The organism is Chryseobacterium gregarium DSM 19109 (genome assembly GCF_000430845.1).
In the GTDB taxonomy this organism is placed as follows: domain Bacteria; phylum Bacteroidota; class Bacteroidia; order Flavobacteriales; family Weeksellaceae; genus Chryseobacterium; species Chryseobacterium gregarium.
This window is the reverse complement of sequence record NZ_AUMU01000008.1, coordinates 221,745-238,155: the sequence shown is the minus strand read 5'-3', so window position 1 is coordinate 238,155 and position 16,411 is coordinate 221,745. Positions and strand designations below refer to the sequence as shown.

Genomic DNA, 16,411 nt, shown 5'->3' with positions numbered 1-16,411 from the left:
AACAATGAAAAAACAAGATCTACCTCAGGATGAGAGCAATCTGAAGTCAGCCAACATGACAGAAGTTTTGTATGTGACTGATGAAAATGATAATTATACAACAGCTCAAAGCATCGGCTGGGACGCCAAAAAGGCAGCATTGGATGAGTCAATGGAGCTGATCAGTGAAAGAATCGAGGAAGCAAAACAAAATGTCGCCAACAATACAGTAAGTCCGATTATCTATTTCATGGAACTCAACAAAATGGACCTGCAGGTTCTGGCAGCTTATGTCGGAATGTGGCAATGGCGTGTCAAAAGGCATACAAAACCCAAAATATTTAATACACTAAGCGAATCCGTACTGAAAAAATATGCTGATACATTCGGAATTTCAGTAGATGAATTAAAAAACTTCAGCGGTAAATAAATAAAAGATGCTTTAAACCATTCTTAATTGTCATTTGTTCTGACAAAAGAATTCTCTGAAGCAGATTTTAAGATGATTAACCGTACAAGAAGATAAAGCTATGAATGAAATGAATAAAATTCATTCGGCTTATAAAACCAAGAGTTACGAATGAAAATTAATTTTGAACACCACCAGACCGCACATTGCGAAAACGGGGTTGCCTCTAATTTACTGCTCAACAAAGGCCTAAAGCTCAGCGAGCCTATGATTTTCGGAATCGGTTCCGGGCTGTTCTTTGTATACCTTCCTTTTTTAAAAGTAAATTTTGCTCCCGGATTCAGTTACCGCCCTATGCCGGGTGCTATTTTCAGCAAAGCGGCAAAGCGGCTGGGAATTAAAATAAAAAGGGTAAAATTCGCCAATCCCCAGGAGGCTCAGAAAGCCCTGGAAAAAAATCTGGAAAACAATATACCGACAGGACTTCAGGTCGGCGTTTTTAATCTTACGTATTTTCCTGAAGAATATAAATTCCATTTCAATGCCCATAATCTGGTAGTGTACGGAAAAGAAGACGGTAAATTTTTAATCAGTGACCCCGTCATGGATTATGTAACGACCCTTTCCGAAGCAGAACTAGAAAAAGTAAGATATGCCAAAGGGGCACTTCCGCCGAAAGGCCATATGTACTACCCTACCTATATTCCGGAACACGCAAACCTTGAGGAAGCCATTAAAAAGGGAATTAAAGATACCTGCAAGAATATGCTGGCTCCCGTTCCTATCATCGGGATAAAAGCGATGCGTTGGGTGGCCAGAAATATCCCGAAATGGGCTGAAAAGAGAGGGCCTAAAACAACCAACCATTATCTGGGACAGCTGATCAGGATGCAGGAAGAAATCGGGACCGGCGGCGGCGGCTTCAGATTTATTTATGGTGCATTTTTACAGGAAGCTGCAGTGATCCTCAAAAATGACCAGCTGAAAGAACTTTCTAAGGAAATCACGGCAATCGGTGATCTTTGGAGGGATTTTGCCGTAGATATTGCAAGAGTTTATAAAAACCGGAACTCAAAAAGCGACATCTACAATAAGCTTTCAAAATCAATGCTTCATATTGCGGATCTGGAAGAAGCTTTTTACAAAAAACTGAGAAAAGCAATCTGATTATGGAAGAACAAAGTATTGAGATTAAAAATTTATATAAAAAATATAAAAATGCAGAAGATTTTTCTGTCAATGACATCTCTCTGAAAATTGACAAAAATGAAATTTATGGAATCCTCGGGCCTAATGGAGCCGGGAAAACAACCTTAATTTCAATGCTTTCCGGATTGATAAAACCGACTTCAGGAAGTTTCACAATCAACAGGCTATCACCGCAGAAGGACGGTTTTAAACTAAGACAGATCATCGGTATTGTTCCGCAGGAGTATTCACTATACCCTACCCTCACCGCCAAGGAAAACCTGATGTTTTTCGGGAGCCTTTACGGGTTAGGCCATAAAAAATTAAGAAATGCGATTGATGAATCTTTAGAAATTATGGGTTTGTCAAAGTTCGCTGATAAAAAAATAGAACAGTTCTCCGGAGGAATGAAACGGCGGTGTAATTTAATTGCTGGAACCCTGCACAATCCAAAAGTTCTGTTTCTGGACGAACCCACTGTAGGCGTTGACGTTCAGTCTAAAAAAGTAATCATCGATTACCTTCAGGACCTGAACAAAAAAGGGACATGCATTATTTATACGTCACACCACCTTTCGGAAGCAGAGGAATTCTGTACCCGGATTGCCATTATTGACCACGGAAAAATCCATGCCACCGGAACACCGGAAGAACTGGTGACCCGGGTTTCCGCTGCAGAAAATCTGGAAGACGTTTTTATTTCATTAACCGGAAAAGAATTAAGAGATGTTGTTGTATAAATTGTGGAGAAGTTTCATTAAGGAAATCCTGTTGCTGAAAAGGGATATCGGCGGAATTGTCATTATTTTCGTGATGCCTTTACTGCTTATTGTAACCATTACTTTGATTCAGGATTCCACTTTTAAAAACCTGGAAGGCTCAAAAATCCCGATCATCTTTATTGATAAAGATCAATCTGAAGTTTCAAAAAGCATACGGCAGGAACTCGAAAACAGTAAAACATTTGAGCTGTTGACGGATTATAATGAAAAATCTGCCCAGAATGCCGTCTTTTCAGGAGATTACCAGATGGCCATTGTCATTCCTGAAAATTTAACGAAAGATTTAAATTTAAATATTGATTCCAAGGTACAGACTATTGTAAGCTCTTTCGGACTTGAACCTGATTCAGCTTCTGCAAAAAAAAATGTAGAGATAAAGGCCAAAGACATTCATTTATACTTTGATCCCGCAACCAATATCGGTTTCAAAAACAATGTGATGAATTCGGTGAATAAAATGGTTTTTGAAATCGAAAACAAAAAAATTTACAAAGCATTCCAGGACCAGCTCGGTACCACCGAAAATCTTGAAGAAAACAAAAATTTAATCAGTTTTAAAGAAATCACTCCTAAAAAAGGCAAAATGGATGTGATGCCGAATTCAGTTCAGCATAATGTTCCGGCCTGGGCACTGTTCGCTATCTTCTTTATCGTTGTCCCGTTATCGATTAATTTGGTTAAAGAAAAAAGCCAGGGGACAAGTGTGAGAGCGAGAATTAGTCCGACCCCTTATTTTGTGCATATTTTAGGGAAAACATTTACCTATCTGATCATTTGTGTCATCCAGTTTCTACTGATGGTTGCCGTAGGGATTTATCTTTTCCCTTACATGGATTTACCGCAGTTTGACGTAACCGGAAAGATGTTTCACCTGATTGTAGTCACTATTTTTGCAGGTTTGGCAGCAATCGGCTTTGGGGTTTTGTTAGGGACCATTGCTGACACCCAGGAACAGTCGGCCCCGTTTGGAGCGACTTCAGTGGTTGTTCTGGCGGCTATCGGCGGAATTTGGGTTCCTGTATTTTTAATGCCTGAATTCATGCAGAATATTGCAAAATTCTCTCCGATGAACTGGGGGCTGAACGCTTATTACGACATCATTTTAAGAAACAGCGGCATCAGCGGAATAGCTAAGGAACTGATTTTCTTATTTTTATTTTATATAGCCACGGTTGCTATTTCATTATTTTATGAAAGGAAACAAAATGCAGTCTAAAGAAAACATATTAAGTTGTACTGAAGAAGTCCGTGTACGCTTTAACGAGACAGATCCTCTGGGAATTGTCTGGCACGGGCATTACATCGTCTATTTCGAAGACGGAAGAGAAGCTTTTGGGAGACAGCACGGCCTGACGTATCTTGATATTCAGAAAGCCGGATATGTCACCCCGATTGTGAAAAGCACATGTGAACATTTTCTTCCTTTAAAATATGGAGAAACGTTCCGTGTGGTGACGACATTTGTGAATTCAACCGCCGCAAAATTGATTTACAGATACGAACTTTTTAATGAGGATAATCAATTGGTCTGTAGCGGGGAAACGATTCAGGTTTTCCTGGATTCTGAAAACAATCTATGCCTGTATAATCCTGATTTTTTTCAGACCTGGAAAAATACAATGGGATTGTCATGATGAAGGATATTTATATTACCGGTTACAATTGTGTCACGCCTTTGGGCTTTGATGTTCAGTCCAATTGGAATGCTCTTTTGGAAGGAAAATCAGGCGTGGCCTTACATAAAATCATAGAAAGCCAGGAAGCTTTTTACGCTTCGGTAATCGATACTGCAAGCCTTGAAAAAGAATTTGACAAAAACTTTACAAACCGGGATTTTACGAGGCTGGAAAAAATGTTCCTGCTGAGCCTGAAGCCGCTGGTTGAAAGATATTCTATTACAGAGGAAACGGCATTAATTTTATCAACAACAAAAGGGAATATCAGTTTATTAAAAAACCAGACCAATCTGCCGGAAGGTGCTTACCTTTCGAATTTGGCTCAAAAAATAGCTGATTTTTTCGGATTCAAAACAAAGCCTATTGTAATTTCCAATGCCTGCGTTTCAGGAGTGATGGCCATTGCCGTAGCTAAAAATATGATCCGGACCGGAAAGTATAAAGATGCTTTTATCATCGCCGGAGACGAGATTTCAGAATTTGTGGTTTCAGGGTTTAATTCCTTCCAGGCGATCGGCACCGGGCCCTGCAGACCCTATGACAAAAACCGTAATGGAATTAATTTGGGTGAAGCGACGGCTGCAATTCATATCACTTCTATTCCATCAGAAAACGAAAAACTTAGGTTTAAAGTTTTAGGAGACTCAGCAATTAATGATGCCAACCATATTTCCGGCCCTTCAAGAACCGGGGACGGATTATTTGCCAGTATTCAAAATGCAATGAAGGAAGCGAACGCTTCCGCAGAACAGATCGATTATATTTCAGCCCACGGAACGGCAACATTATATAACGACGAAATGGAAGCCGTTGCGTTTAACAGAATGAACCTGCAACATGCTCCGCTTAATAGTATGAAAGGGTATTACGGCCACTGCCTGGGTGCTTCCGGCTTACTGGAAAGCATCATTTCAATGGAAAGCGCTATTCACGGAACATTAATTCCGTCTAAAAACTTTGAAGAAATGGGTACTTCCCAACCTTTGAATATCATTAAAAACAACCAACCTGCAGAAATCAAATATATTTTGAAAACGGCTTCAGGTTTTGGCGGATGTAATGCGGCGGTAGTTTTGGAAAAATGTTAACGATGAAGAAAACAGACATTTGTACTATAGAAAATTCAAAAATAATTGTTAATGGACAAATTGTTTTTGAAACCCCAACCGAAACATTTTCAGAATTTGCGAAAGAAACTTATAAAAGTTTGGAACTAAATTATCCTAAATTTCATAAAATGGATCATTTGAGCAAGCTCGCTTTTCTGGCTTCCGAAATGATTCTGAAAAATGACAGCCACAATAAAACCGCATTGGTTTTTGCCAACAAATCATCCAGTTTAGATACCGATTTCAAATATCAGGAAAGCATCAATTCTCAGGAAAACTACTTTCCGAGCCCTGCTGTTTTTGTGTATACTTTACCTAATATCTGTGTGGGCGAAATCAGCATCAGGCATAAAATGCAGACGGAAAATGCTTTTTTTGTAATGGATAAATTCGATGAAGAATTTTTAAATGAATATGCAGCACAGATATTGCAGTCCGGAAAGGCTGAAAAGGTATTATGCGGCTGGGTAGAATTGTATCGGGAAAGTTACAAAGCTTTTGTATATTTGCTGACTATGTAATCTGACAATATAAAATGTACCCGTTTACCGATTTCTAAGTAATGCTAGAACCATTGTTATATGGCTAAACTGATACATTGATATCTTATAAATGAAATTTATTTTATGGAAAACCTAAGAGAAGAATTAAAGCACAAAATCATTGAAGTCCTTAATCTTGAAGATGTTGCAGTAGAAGAAATCAAAGATACGGATCCGTTATTCGGAGGTGGCCTTGGTTTGGATTCTATCGACGCCCTTGAATTGATTGTTCTTCTTGACAAAGAATACGGAATCAAACTGGCTGATCCTAAAAAAGGAAAGGAGATTTTCACTTCGATCGATACGATGGCGAAGTTTATTGAAGACAACAGAACGAAATAATTTAATCTAACAATGTAACAATATTGGTAAATTGCTAAACTGATACATTGCTACATTATAAAATAAGATGGGTCAAAAAATTGCCATAACAGGAATGGGCATTATTTCCTCCATTGGTAACAATGTAGAGGAGAATCTGAGTTCATTAATAAGCGGAAAACACGGGATCTCAGACATTGAACTGTTTGAAACCCGTCACGCAGGCCAAATTAAAACAGGCGAAATAAAATATTCCAATAAGGAGCTGGTGCAGAAGCTTCAGTTAGATGAAGACCATAATGCGACACGAACGGCTTTATTAGGAATGATGGCCGCAAAAGAAGCCGTGGAAAGTGCTGCGATTTCAGATATTAATCAATACAGAACCGGTCTGATTTCCTCTACCAGTGTTGGCGGAATGGATATTACCGAAAAATATTTCTATACCTACGAAGATTTTCCTGAGAAACAGAAGTATATTGATGCTCATGATGCAGGCAACTCGTCATTGATCATTGCTGACTACCTGGGATTAAAAGGGATGGTTTCCACCATCAGTACGGCTTGTTCTTCAGCGGCAAATGCCATTATGATGGGAGCAAAACTCATTAAAAACGGTGTTTTGGACCGGGTGATTGTCGGTGGTACAGATTCTCTTTCAAAATTTACACTGAATGGTTTTAATACCTTGATGATTCTTACGGATTCTTATAACACCCCTTTCGATAATGACAGAAAAGGCCTGAATCTAGGTGAAGCAGCCGCTTTTATCGTTTTGGAATCTGATGAAGTCGTGAAAAAAGAAAACAAAGAAGTATTAGGCTATCTTTCCGGATATGGAAATGCAAATGATGCACATCATCAGACCGCTTCTTCGGAAAATGGCCAGGGCGCATTTTTAGCGATGGAAAAAGCCCTGAAGGTCTCAGGCCTGGACAAAGAAAACATAGATTACATCAACGTACACGGAACGGCAACTCCGAATAATGATTTATCGGAAGGCATTGCGATGATCAGAATTTTCGGAGAGCACAAGGTTCCGGAATTCAGTTCTACCAAAGCGTTTACCGGCCATACGCTGGCAGCAGCAGCAGGAATTGAAGCGGTATATTCATTACTGGCCATCCGGAACAATATCATCTTTCCGAATCTGAATTTCAAAACAAAAATGCAGGAATTTGACCTGACCCCTGTCACTGAACTTAAAGAGAAGACCATCAACCACGTTTTATCCAATTCATTCGGTTTTGGAGGAAACTGTTCAACTTTAATTTTCTCAAAATCATGAGCGGAGTATACATCAACAGTGCCGCCTGTATCTCAGTTCAGGACACTTTAAATGATCATTTTTTCCAAAATTTAAAGCCCCAATATTCACCTCAGGTTTTAAAAGCCATAGAGCCAAATTATAAAGAATTCATTCCGCCGGCAATGATCAGGAGAATGTCTAAAACCGTGAAGATGAGCTCCGTTGCTTCCCATTATGCTTTGAAAGAAGCAGGAATCGACAATCCCGGTGCGATCATCGTAGGAACAGGAATAGGCTGCTCACAGGACTCTGAAAAATTCCTTAAAAATGTATTGAATAATAATGAAGAGTTTCTGACTCCCACATTCTTCATTCAGTCCACGCATAACACGGTTGCCGGACAAATTGCTTTAGGTCTTCAATGCCATGCCTACAATTTCACATATGTGAATCCCTCTTCTTCCCTGGAGTTTTCATTTTTAGATGCAAAGCTGCAGATCAATGACGGCGAGGCTTCAACGGTTCTGGCTGGTTCCACTGATGAACAAACCGACAGGACAATGGAGCTGTACCAATTAAACAAAACCATTAAGAAAGAAGAACATCTTCCCGTTGATTATTTACACTCAACAACAGATGGCGTCATTTGGGGCGAAGGTGCCAGCTTTTTTGTTTTGGGGAAAGACCGAACAGGACAATCTTATGCGCAGTTAAAGGATATTCAGATCATCAATCAATTGGATATAGAAGATGTCCAAGGGCTTATCACAGATTTTTTAACTAAAAATGATTTAACAAATAACGATATTGATTGTGTTATTTTAGGCTTTAGCGGAGACGTACGGTCTGATGTTTATTATACGAAAGCTCTGGATTTATTTGAAAATTCGGCATTATTGTATTACAAGCATTTGAGTGGAGAATTCAATACGGCAAGCGGCTTTTCAACGTTTATGGCCTGCCACATTCTTAAAAAACAGGAAATTCCGGAAGTGATGATGATTAATGCAGTGAAGAAAGAGGATATTAAAAACATTCTTCTGTACAATCATTTAGGCGGAAGTGATCACAGTTTGGTTTTGCTGGAAAAGGCTTAAGTTTTTAATGCCGTAATATAAGGCCTGAAATCTTGAAAGTATTTCGTCGAAGGCATTTCATTCATCAAAGCAACCAAACCCTGTAATTGTCATTCTGATGAAAGAAGAATTTCAACATTCATATTAGATTCTTCATTTCACTCCGATACTTTCAGAATGACAAAAAGGAATCTCAATTAAATTAAACAAGATGAAGCATTATCCGTTTATCATATTTTATATTTTCTGTAACCTTTTTATTTATGCGTTTCAGGGAAGCTTCTGGGTATATCTGTTTTGCTTTCTTATTTTCTGTCTGGTGGTAGTCTGGGGCTCTTTTTATATTCAGCTGGGATACTTTGTCAACAGCATTACCCATAAAAGAACAAAGCTCAGGGAAGTTGCGCTCACTTTTGATGACGGACCGACTGAACTGACTCCTAAATTTTTAGATCTGTTAAAAGAATACGAGGTAAAAGCTACTTTTTTCTGCATCGGAAAACAGATTGAACAGCATCCTGAAACCTTCCGGAGAATTATTGCTGAAGGCCACAGCATCGGAAATCATACATTTTCCCACTCCAGCAATACCGGGTTTTTATCCGCTTCAAAAATGATCAAAGAAATTGAGGCGTGTGATGAAATAATATTCAAAACCGGAAACATGAAGACGAATCTGTACAGGCCGCCGTTTGGGGTCACCAACCCTAATATTGCCAAAGCCATAAAAAAGACCGGTAAAGTAAGCATCGGCTGGAATATCCGCTCCCTAGATACCGTTACGGGAGATGAGAAAAAAATTTATCACAAAATAACCAAACGCTTAAAAAAAGGAAGCATCATCCTCCTTCATGATACTTCAGAAAAAACATATAACGTCCTGGTCAATTTATTGCTATTTTTGAAGGATAAAAAGTATTCAACCTTTACGGTTGATTCAATGATTAAATCTAAAAATAATGATTAAACGTATTGCATTCGCTGCATTTTTATTAATATCAGGCTTATTTCTTGCCCAGAACACAGCCATGTCCGCTGCTGAAGCTAAAGCATTCGTTGCAAGGGTTTCATCCGAAAGTAAAGAAATAAAGACCCTGCAAAGTGATTTCACCCAGACCAAAAAAATGGATTTTCTGGATAAAAGCATTGTAACCTACGGAAAGATGACCTTAAAAACTCCGAATATGCTGAGCTGGAAATACACAAAGCCGTATCAGTACAGCATTGTTTTCAGGGACAATAAAATTTTCATTAATGATCAGGGGAAAAAGTCATCGGTTGATGCAAAAAGCAAAACGTTTGAAAAGATCAATAAGTTAATTGTCGGAAGCTCAAACGGCCAGATGTTCAATGATCCGGAGTTTTCCGTAGCTTATTTTAAGAACGGGACTTCCAACATGGCGAAATTTACTCCGAAATCTTCTCAGTTGCTGAAATACATCAAGCAGATCGAACTTCATTTTCCAAAAAATCAGGCTACTGTTTCTCAGGTAAATATGACAGAAGCTTCAGGAGATACAACTAATATTGTTTTCAAAAACACCAAAATCAATGCGCCGGTTTCTGCTTCAGATTTCAGTTTATAGCCTGGTTTTCTTCCTGTTTGTTTCATGCAGAACCTATAAGCTTACAGATATAAAACCTGTTTCCACTTCTGAAAAAACAGTTGAGAATTTATACTTTTCCTCCCGTGAAGATTACGTTTATAAATGCCAAATGGATATTTATAAGAATCATGTCAGCGGAATACTGATCATCAAAAAACTTAATGAAAAGACCCATCGTGTAGTCTTGACTTCAGATTTCGGAAATACCATGATTGATTTTGAAATCTCCGGCAATGACTTTAAGCTCAATTATGTCCTTCCCGATCTGGACAAAAAAATCGTTATCAATTTTCTTAAGAATGATTTCCTACAGCTTTTAAAAAGAAAATACCCTGTCAGTGAAAGTTTTGAAAATGAGAATTTTAATGTTTACCTTTCGAAAACAGGTAAAGATGTCCATTATCTGTTCTTCAATAAAGAAAACGGCCTGCTAAAACAGATCATCTATACAAAAAATAAGAAGGAAAAAATCGATTTTACTTTTGAGGCAAAAAAACATATCTTCGCGGACAGTTTAAGTCTTGAGCATAAGGATTTCAACATTCAGATAAAACTATTTCAAATAACCGAAAATCAATAATCCAGCATGAAAAAAATTATTTCTTTACTTACGATCATTATTTCAGGATTGTCTTTTGCACAGGTAACTTTTAATCCCGGAATCAGGACCGGAGCTAATTTTTCGCATTTTACCAATCAGGAAGATTATGCCTATTACTGGGCAGATAATTCTTATTATCCCGAAGCCAGTGTCAATATGGATTTCAAAACAAAAACTGATTTTTATATCGGTCTGTTCGGGAACATCCGTTTTGCCAAATTTTATGCTTTGCAGCCGGAAATTAATTATTCAAGACAGGGAACCAAGCTTGAAACCAATGTCAATAACTGGGACGGAAGGATGCTTACAGCCAGTTATGTGGGTATTCAGCTGGTAAATAAATTTTATTTCAACAAATTCAATATCCATTTTGGGCCAACTCTGGAATTTTTGGTAGAGGAGAAAAATTTTGAGGCCGACAATGAAATCGATTTGGGGATAACAGCAGGTTTAGGATTCGATATTACTAAAAACTTTGGCATTGAAGCCCGGGTGAAAAAAGGATTTGTTCCGGTGTATTATTTTAATGCCAACCATTCCAACATCACTTTCCAGGCAGGTGTTTATTATATGTTTAACATGAAAAAATAGTTTTATGCAGTCCATTCTTACAGACTTTTACCATTTGAATTCATACGAAAAAACAGAAAGCGGAAATTTCATCGCAAATATTTCGCTGAACAAAGATCATGACATCTTTAAAGGCCATTTTCCGGGGAACCCTGTAACGCCGGGAGTCTGTATGATGCAGATCGTAAAGGAACTGACGGAAGAATGTACCGGTAAAAAATTGTTTTTAAAATCTGCTTCGAATGTAAAGTTCATGGCGATTATCAATCCTTACGAAACTCCTGAGCTGGAACTTCAACTGGATATTAATGAAGATGAAGATCATGTTAAGGTAAAAAATACCACCTCTTTTGGCGGGACTATTGCACTAAAGATGTCAGTTAACTATCAAAAAGTAACATCATGAAGCTTATTTTCTCATTATTTACGGCTTTCTTCCTTTTCTTTCAGTCGGGTATTGAATCCTTACGAAACAGTTATGCCAAAGCCAATTCATCAAATGCCAACACAGAGGCTTTCATTGCTATGGCAGAAAAAGCTTCCGGTTCCGATCCTGTAATACAAGGCTATAAAGCTGCTGCACAGATTATGGAAGCAAAAATTACCAAAACCAACAGGAAGGCGATGGTAAAATCCGGTGCAACAAACCTGGAAACTCTTATCAAGAGCAATCCAAACAATGCCGAGTTGAGGGTAATAAGAATGAGCGTTCAGGAAAATATCCCGAAAATTGTAGGATACCGCGGAAGCCTTAAAGAAGATAAAACCTATCTCCTTGCCAACTACGGAAAACAAAATACGACGCTGAAAAATTATATCAAAAGATTTGCTGCCCAGTCGAAGACGATTATGCCTGAAGAAAGAGCTGCACTAAAATAGAATAATGACCCGTGCTGAAGTACAACAGGTGATTTCTGAAAAGAAAATCTGTGTTTTAATTCCTACCTACAACAACGGAAAAACCCTGAACAGGGTAATTGACGGTATATTGGATTATACGGATCAAATCATTGTTGTGAACGACGGGTCAACGGATTCAACACCTCAGCTTTTAGCCCGTTATTCCCAGGTTACCATTGTGACCATACCGGAAAACAAGGGAAAAGGAAACGGTCTGAAAACCGGCTTCAGAAAGGCGAAGGAATTGGGATACCGCTATGCCATAACGATTGATTCGGACGGACAGCATTATCCTGATGACATTCCGGTTTTTGCAGAGGCTTTGCTGAATGAAAAAGAAGATGTTCTGCTTATCGGAAACAGAAACATGTCGCAAGAGGGAATTCCAAAAAAAAGCAGCTTCGGCAACAGATTCTCCAATTTCTGGTTCTGGTTTGAAACAGGAATCAAGCTTGAAGACACCCAATCCGGTTATCGGTTATACCCGCTTCACAAAATTCCGAAAAAATATTTTACTCCGAAATTTGAATTTGAGATTGAAATTATCGTAAGAACCGCATGGAGACATGTTCCGGTAAAAAATGTTCCGATCAAAGTTTTATATGATCCTGCGGAGCGGGTCTCCCATTTCAGGCCGTTCAAAGATTTTACGAGGATCAGCATTCTCAATACAATATTGGTCATCATCACTTTATTGTACATTATTCCGAGGAATTTCATTAATAATTTCAAAAAAAAAAGCTTTAAGAGGTTCATCAAAGAAGATGTATTGGAAAGCGACGGAAGCAACCGTACCAAAGCCTTTTCCATTGCGCTTGGCGTATTTATCGGCTTTTCTCCTTTCTGGGGATTCCATACGCTGCTGGTCATTTCTCTTTCGGTACTTTTCAAGCTGAATAAGGTTCTGGCTTTTGTAGCATCCAATGTAAGCCTGCCGCCTTTTATCCCTTTTATTATTGCGGCCTCGTTATTTTTAGGCTCTCCTTTCGTTGACGACAACAGCAATATTCTGAGCCAGGATCTGAATTTTGAACTGATAAAGAATAATCTGGTCCAGTACATTATCGGGAGTATGATTTTAGCAACTGTGATGTCTGCCGTTTCATGGATTGCCGTTCTTCTTTTCCTGAACAGGATCAACCCTGAAAATACTTAATCCATTAAATAAAAACTGCAAAGCCTTTCGGCTCTGCAGCATGATCATTCTTTTATCTATTAAACTATTTTTTCGTTATTTTCTGAGAATAGCTCTTACTGTTCTTATCAGTTACCACCAATACATAATTCCCTGAATTTAATTCCTTAATTGAAATTAAATCCCTTTCAACTTTGGTTTGCAGGATCATCCTTCCGCTCATTTCATAGATTTTAGCATTTACCGGAACAAAATCTTTTTGAACTTTAAAATGGATAATGTCATCGGTTGGATTCGGATACACCGTAAATGCCTCCTGAGTGTTCTGAACTTCTCTGGTATTCAGGAACGAGCCTTCAACCACATTTAAAGTTGTATTGGGAGTTACATTTAAAATAGTATCAACAGTACCTGAAGGCCATCTCACCACAACTTTTGTGATTGCCGCAGCCTGGCCGATTCCGAAATGGGCATTCAGCGTATTCATATTTCCGAATCCGGTACCACTCTGTACATCACGGATCTGTTTTCCCCATGCTCCGTAAATCTCGACTCTTGCGCCGATCCCATTTTTGTTGCTTTGAACTCCTTTTAACGTTACCTTCAGCCATTTATTTGTATTTCCGGCATTCATCAGAATGGTATTCCCGTTCTGAATATCCAGAAACCCGTCATTATTAAGATCGCCGACCGGACGTTTTGTTGAGTTTAAACTGTAAGATGTGGAATTCGGGATAAAGGTAAAATCACCATTTCCGAACATTATCGTATTTCCGGCACCCAAAACATCCAGAAATCCGTCATTATCAAAATCATAAGCAACATATTCCCTGCTCAAAGCATTGACCGTATCATAACCTGAACCTGTTGATTTATCTGTAAATGTTCCATCGCCGTTATTTTTCATTACCTTACTCAAGCCATTGTTGGTAGAATTGATTCCCACTACCGCATCCATCCATCCGTCGTTATTGAAATCTCCCCAGGCGGAAGACCAGGTCTGCACAGGATTTGCCATATTGGCTGCGGTGGCAACATTGGTAAAGGTCCCGTTTCCGTTGTTTCGGTGCAGCTCATCGATGTTCCCTCCGGGGCCGGAACCTCCGCCGCTACATTTTGCAATGAAAAGGTCCATATCCCCGTCATTATCATAATCAATCCAGATCGAACCGTAATTTCCGCCGGAAGGGAAATCTCCCATGCCGCCCTGGTTGTGGTTCATATTGGTGCCGTCATTCATATAATATCGGTTCGGAGCATTGTCATCACAGATGAAAGCATCCAGTTTCCCGTCATTATTGATATCGATAAAATTGGTTCTCTGGACTAAAAAAGATTGTGTTTTTCTGTCAGAAGTATACGCTGTCCCGTCTGCATTAGCTTTTACAAAAGCAATTCCGCTTCCTGAACCGTATACCAGGTCATTGAAACCATTATTATCATAATCTCCTGCGGCAATACTCCAAGATGGAGTTATGATGGTAGAAGGAACCGTATACGCAACATTATTAAACCCTCCACCGGGCTGCTGATAAGAAATGACCATCTGTGTTGTACTCACCACGGAAACAATATCATCGAGATAATCTCCGTTCATATCCACCACACAATTGTTAAAAGATCCGGCAGCATTGACGGGCTGGGAATTGAAAGACAGTCTACCCGGAACAACGGTTACTTCAGAAAGATTAATATTAAATCCCAAAGATGAATACTTATTGTCAAATACGATATAATAAGTCATTCCGGCAGATGAATCAAAAGTTACCTGAGAAAATTCTCCTGTATAATCATCATTGGCAGCAAGGCAGCTTAGGGCACCACAGCTTCCTGTAAATACCATCATACGGGTATCTGCATTCTGTCCTGCGGAAGACGTGGAAACCGTCACTGCTTTATTTGCCGTTGCAGTATATTTATACCATAAGCCTTTTGTACCCAAGGTGCCCAGCAGGCAGGCTATTGTAGGAGCATCTCCCGTAACAGCCGGAGCCACGACCGTTCCCGGAGCAAGGCTGACTGCGGTGGCGCAGGTTAATTGAGCGGTTCCCCATGTGATATTGAGCATAACCACGAAAAGTGATAATTTTTTTTTCATTTAAGCTACTGGTTATTAAGTTGTTATTTTTTACGGACAATTTTGATTTAAAGTATTGATCCACTGTTTTAAAAGTTCTACGCCTTCATCATGAACGATTCTTCTTCCCAATAAAGGCATCCTGTTGCTTTCCTCTGTAGAGTTGAGTCTGAAATGCATCACCGATTTGGCAGGGTTACCCGGCGTAACAATTCTCTCCAGCGAAGGGTCTATAGGCTCATCTGCCATGACACAAACACCCATTTTCGACAGGTTCGCTGTCTGGCTGAAGCTCAGGCGGATCGCCCGGTAATCACAGCGCGCATTTTCCTGGTGGCAGTGGGCACAATTGATATCAAGATAAGAACGCAGACGTATATCCACAGGTTTACCTGTATCTTTATAATTTACCGTAGAAACAATATTGGAAGGGTAACTTTGGAGATAGCCTTCATCAACGAGCTTCTGTAACTGATTTTTCAGACCGTTCGGATAATTGTATGCAACATTTAAGTTTTGCGGCTTTACCCCGATCGGAACAGGTTTGTTATCGAGTTTATGGCATGCCAGGCATTCGGTTTCCGAAGGAATTCTGTAGTCTATATTCATTACCTCGCTATTCTCTTTTCTGAAAGTGATATTCTTGGAACTCCCGCTGGTAAAATCAGTTCCGGTTACCAGTTCTGCCTCGGTCTGGTCATCATTCCATAAATATTCAGCGAAGATCCAGCCGCTTGATTTTTTAATCATTAATCGCGTCTCGATTATTTTTGTTGTATTGCCCGGCTGTATGGTATTATAATAAAAGTTTTTAATTAAAACCGTGCCTACAGGAAAATTTAATGATTGATCATCTCCGTTATAGCTTGCTTTCACTCCGTTCGGCATCCATATAAATCTTTTCTTCAATGCATAGTCCGTAAAAAGAGAACTTGCCGGTTCGTAAGGAAGTACTTTTGAATTGGGGGCCAGGTTTTTAAGCGCTCCCTTAAAAAATGCATAGGTTGATAATTTTGAATACGGAACCGCATCAATATTAAAATTTACGAACAAGCTTTCAGGTTCAACACTTTCAATTTTTTCATCATTTTTACAGGAATAAATAAACAGGAAACAAAGAATACACAAGAGGTAGATTTTTTTCATCCATTAACGATTTAAGAAAGCGAATATAATAATAAATTTACTTT

The 16,411-nt window shown here is 39.0% G+C and carries 19 protein-coding genes; 17 read left to right on the top strand and 2 right to left on the bottom strand.

Going from position 1 to position 16,411, the window contains the following annotated elements:
- The first annotated feature begins 4 nt into the window (after positions 1 to 4).
- From H561_RS0110870 to H561_RS0110790, 17 genes are all read left to right on the top strand, one after another.
- Positions 5 to 409: a hypothetical protein gene (locus H561_RS0110870; protein ID WP_027387031.1), complete on the top strand. Its 405-nt coding sequence runs from the start codon at positions 5 to 7 to the stop codon at positions 407 to 409.
- Between the two features lie 150 nt (positions 410 to 559).
- Positions 560 to 1,555 carry a BtrH N-terminal domain-containing protein gene (locus H561_RS0110865; RefSeq protein ID WP_027387030.1) on the top strand — a complete coding sequence of 332 codons (996 nt, stop codon included), beginning with the start codon at positions 560 to 562 and terminating at the stop codon, positions 1,553 to 1,555.
- A 2-nt stretch (positions 1,556 to 1,557) separates the two neighbouring features.
- Positions 1,558 to 2,316, top strand: coding sequence for an ABC transporter ATP-binding protein (locus H561_RS0110860; protein WP_027387029.1), 759 nt, complete (start codon positions 1,558 to 1,560; stop codon positions 2,314 to 2,316).
- Positions 2,303 to 3,574: an ABC transporter permease gene (locus H561_RS0110855; protein ID WP_027387028.1), complete on the top strand. Its 1,272-nt coding sequence runs from the start codon at positions 2,303 to 2,305 to the stop codon at positions 3,572 to 3,574. The genes H561_RS0110860 and H561_RS0110855 overlap by 14 nt, the downstream gene beginning before the upstream one ends.
- Positions 3,549 to 3,992, top strand: coding sequence for an acyl-CoA thioesterase (locus H561_RS0110850; RefSeq protein WP_027387027.1), 444 nt, complete (start codon positions 3,549 to 3,551; stop codon positions 3,990 to 3,992). Before H561_RS0110855 ends, H561_RS0110850 begins: the two co-directional genes overlap by 26 nt.
- Positions 3,989 to 5,122 carry a beta-ketoacyl synthase N-terminal-like domain-containing protein gene (locus tag H561_RS0110845; protein ID WP_027387026.1) on the top strand — a complete coding sequence of 378 codons (1,134 nt, stop codon included), beginning with the start codon at positions 3,989 to 3,991 and terminating at the stop codon, positions 5,120 to 5,122. Before H561_RS0110850 ends, H561_RS0110845 begins: the two co-directional genes overlap by 4 nt.
- Before the next feature lie 2 nt (positions 5,123 to 5,124).
- A complete protein-coding gene (locus H561_RS0110840; protein WP_081411657.1) occupies positions 5,125 to 5,664 on the top strand; it encodes a 3-oxoacyl-ACP synthase in 540 nt (179 codons plus the stop codon).
- A gap of 105 nt (positions 5,665 to 5,769) precedes the next feature.
- Positions 5,770 to 6,027, top strand: a complete 258-nt coding sequence (locus H561_RS0110835; protein WP_027387024.1) for a phosphopantetheine-binding protein — start codon at positions 5,770 to 5,772, stop codon at positions 6,025 to 6,027.
- 67 nt (positions 6,028 to 6,094) lie between these two features.
- Positions 6,095 to 7,294: a beta-ketoacyl-[acyl-carrier-protein] synthase family protein gene (locus tag H561_RS0110830; protein WP_027387023.1), complete on the top strand. Its 1,200-nt coding sequence runs from the start codon at positions 6,095 to 6,097 to the stop codon at positions 7,292 to 7,294.
- Positions 7,291 to 8,352 (top strand): beta-ketoacyl synthase N-terminal-like domain-containing protein, encoded by a 1,062-nt coding sequence (locus tag H561_RS0110825; protein WP_027387022.1) that lies wholly within the window; start codon positions 7,291 to 7,293, stop codon positions 8,350 to 8,352. The genes H561_RS0110830 and H561_RS0110825 overlap by 4 nt, the downstream gene beginning before the upstream one ends.
- Positions 8,353 to 8,542: 190 nt before the next feature.
- A complete protein-coding gene (locus H561_RS0110820; RefSeq protein WP_027387021.1) occupies positions 8,543 to 9,298 on the top strand; it encodes a polysaccharide deacetylase family protein in 756 nt (251 codons plus the stop codon).
- On the top strand, positions 9,291 to 9,917 hold the full coding sequence (locus H561_RS0110815; protein WP_034761971.1) for a LolA family protein: 627 nt from the start codon (positions 9,291 to 9,293) through the stop codon (positions 9,915 to 9,917). Before H561_RS0110820 ends, H561_RS0110815 begins: the two co-directional genes overlap by 8 nt.
- A gap of 130 nt (positions 9,918 to 10,047) precedes the next feature.
- Positions 10,048 to 10,518 (top strand): hypothetical protein, encoded by a 471-nt coding sequence (locus H561_RS0110810; RefSeq protein WP_228372256.1) that lies wholly within the window; start codon positions 10,048 to 10,050, stop codon positions 10,516 to 10,518.
- Positions 10,519 to 10,524: 6 nt separating this feature from the next.
- A complete protein-coding gene (locus H561_RS0110805) occupies positions 10,525 to 11,130 on the top strand; it encodes an outer membrane beta-barrel protein (protein ID WP_027387018.1) in 606 nt (201 codons plus the stop codon).
- Positions 11,131 to 11,134: 4 nt separating this feature from the next.
- Positions 11,135 to 11,515, top strand: a complete 381-nt coding sequence (locus H561_RS0110800; protein WP_081411656.1) for a 3-hydroxyacyl-ACP dehydratase — start codon at positions 11,135 to 11,137, stop codon at positions 11,513 to 11,515.
- The gene (locus H561_RS0110795; protein ID WP_027387016.1) at positions 11,512 to 11,988 is read left to right on the top strand and encodes a hypothetical protein; all 477 of its coding nucleotides are present in this window, start codon (positions 11,512 to 11,514) and stop codon (positions 11,986 to 11,988) included. Before H561_RS0110800 ends, H561_RS0110795 begins: the two co-directional genes overlap by 4 nt.
- Positions 11,989 to 11,992: 4 nt before the next feature.
- Positions 11,993 to 13,165 (top strand): DUF2062 domain-containing protein, encoded by a 1,173-nt coding sequence (locus tag H561_RS0110790; RefSeq protein ID WP_027387015.1) that lies wholly within the window; start codon positions 11,993 to 11,995, stop codon positions 13,163 to 13,165.
- Positions 13,166 to 13,229: 64 nt separating this feature from the next.
- Here H561_RS0110790 and H561_RS0110785 read toward each other — a convergent pair whose 3' ends face one another.
- Together H561_RS0110785 and H561_RS0110780 are read right to left on the bottom strand one after the other, a co-directional pair.
- The gene (locus H561_RS0110785; RefSeq protein WP_027387014.1) at positions 13,230 to 15,242 is read right to left on the bottom strand and encodes an FG-GAP-like repeat-containing protein; all 2,013 of its coding nucleotides are present in this window, start codon (positions 15,240 to 15,242) and stop codon (positions 13,230 to 13,232) included.
- 30 nt (positions 15,243 to 15,272) lie between these two features.
- The gene (locus tag H561_RS0110780) at positions 15,273 to 16,367 is read right to left on the bottom strand and encodes a hypothetical protein (protein WP_027387013.1); all 1,095 of its coding nucleotides are present in this window, start codon (positions 16,365 to 16,367) and stop codon (positions 15,273 to 15,275) included.
- Positions 16,368 to 16,411 lie beyond the last annotated feature (44 nt).

Coding starts and splice junctions, on each gene's coding strand:
- H561_RS0110870 (WP_027387031.1), top strand. CDS start 5: ATGAAAAAACAAGATCTACCTCAGGATGAGAGCAATCTGAAGTCAGCC.
- H561_RS0110865 (WP_027387030.1), top strand. CDS start 560: ATGAAAATTAATTTTGAACACCACCAGACCGCACATTGCGAAAACGGG.
- H561_RS0110860 (WP_027387029.1), top strand. CDS start 1,558: ATGGAAGAACAAAGTATTGAGATTAAAAATTTATATAAAAAATATAAA.
- H561_RS0110855 (WP_027387028.1), top strand. CDS start 2,303: ATGTTGTTGTATAAATTGTGGAGAAGTTTCATTAAGGAAATCCTGTTG.
- H561_RS0110850 (WP_027387027.1), top strand. CDS start 3,549: ATGAAAGGAAACAAAATGCAGTCTAAAGAAAACATATTAAGTTGTACT.
- H561_RS0110845 (WP_027387026.1), top strand. CDS start 3,989: ATGATGAAGGATATTTATATTACCGGTTACAATTGTGTCACGCCTTTG.
- H561_RS0110840 (WP_081411657.1), top strand. CDS start 5,125: ATGAAGAAAACAGACATTTGTACTATAGAAAATTCAAAAATAATTGTT.
- H561_RS0110835 (WP_027387024.1), top strand. CDS start 5,770: ATGGAAAACCTAAGAGAAGAATTAAAGCACAAAATCATTGAAGTCCTT.
- H561_RS0110830 (WP_027387023.1), top strand. CDS start 6,095: ATGGGTCAAAAAATTGCCATAACAGGAATGGGCATTATTTCCTCCATT.
- H561_RS0110825 (WP_027387022.1), top strand. CDS start 7,291: ATGAGCGGAGTATACATCAACAGTGCCGCCTGTATCTCAGTTCAGGAC.
- H561_RS0110820 (WP_027387021.1), top strand. CDS start 8,543: ATGAAGCATTATCCGTTTATCATATTTTATATTTTCTGTAACCTTTTT.
- H561_RS0110815 (WP_034761971.1), top strand. CDS start 9,291: ATGATTAAACGTATTGCATTCGCTGCATTTTTATTAATATCAGGCTTA.
- H561_RS0110810 (WP_228372256.1), top strand. CDS start 10,048: ATGGATATTTATAAGAATCATGTCAGCGGAATACTGATCATCAAAAAA.
- H561_RS0110805 (WP_027387018.1), top strand. CDS start 10,525: ATGAAAAAAATTATTTCTTTACTTACGATCATTATTTCAGGATTGTCT.
- H561_RS0110800 (WP_081411656.1), top strand. CDS start 11,135: ATGCAGTCCATTCTTACAGACTTTTACCATTTGAATTCATACGAAAAA.
- H561_RS0110795 (WP_027387016.1), top strand. CDS start 11,512: ATGAAGCTTATTTTCTCATTATTTACGGCTTTCTTCCTTTTCTTTCAG.
- H561_RS0110790 (WP_027387015.1), top strand. CDS start 11,993: ATGACCCGTGCTGAAGTACAACAGGTGATTTCTGAAAAGAAAATCTGT.
- H561_RS0110785 (WP_027387014.1), bottom strand. CDS start 15,242: ATGAAAAAAAAATTATCACTTTTCGTGGTTATGCTCAATATCACATGG.
- H561_RS0110780 (WP_027387013.1), bottom strand. CDS start 16,367: ATGAAAAAAATCTACCTCTTGTGTATTCTTTGTTTCCTGTTTATTTAT.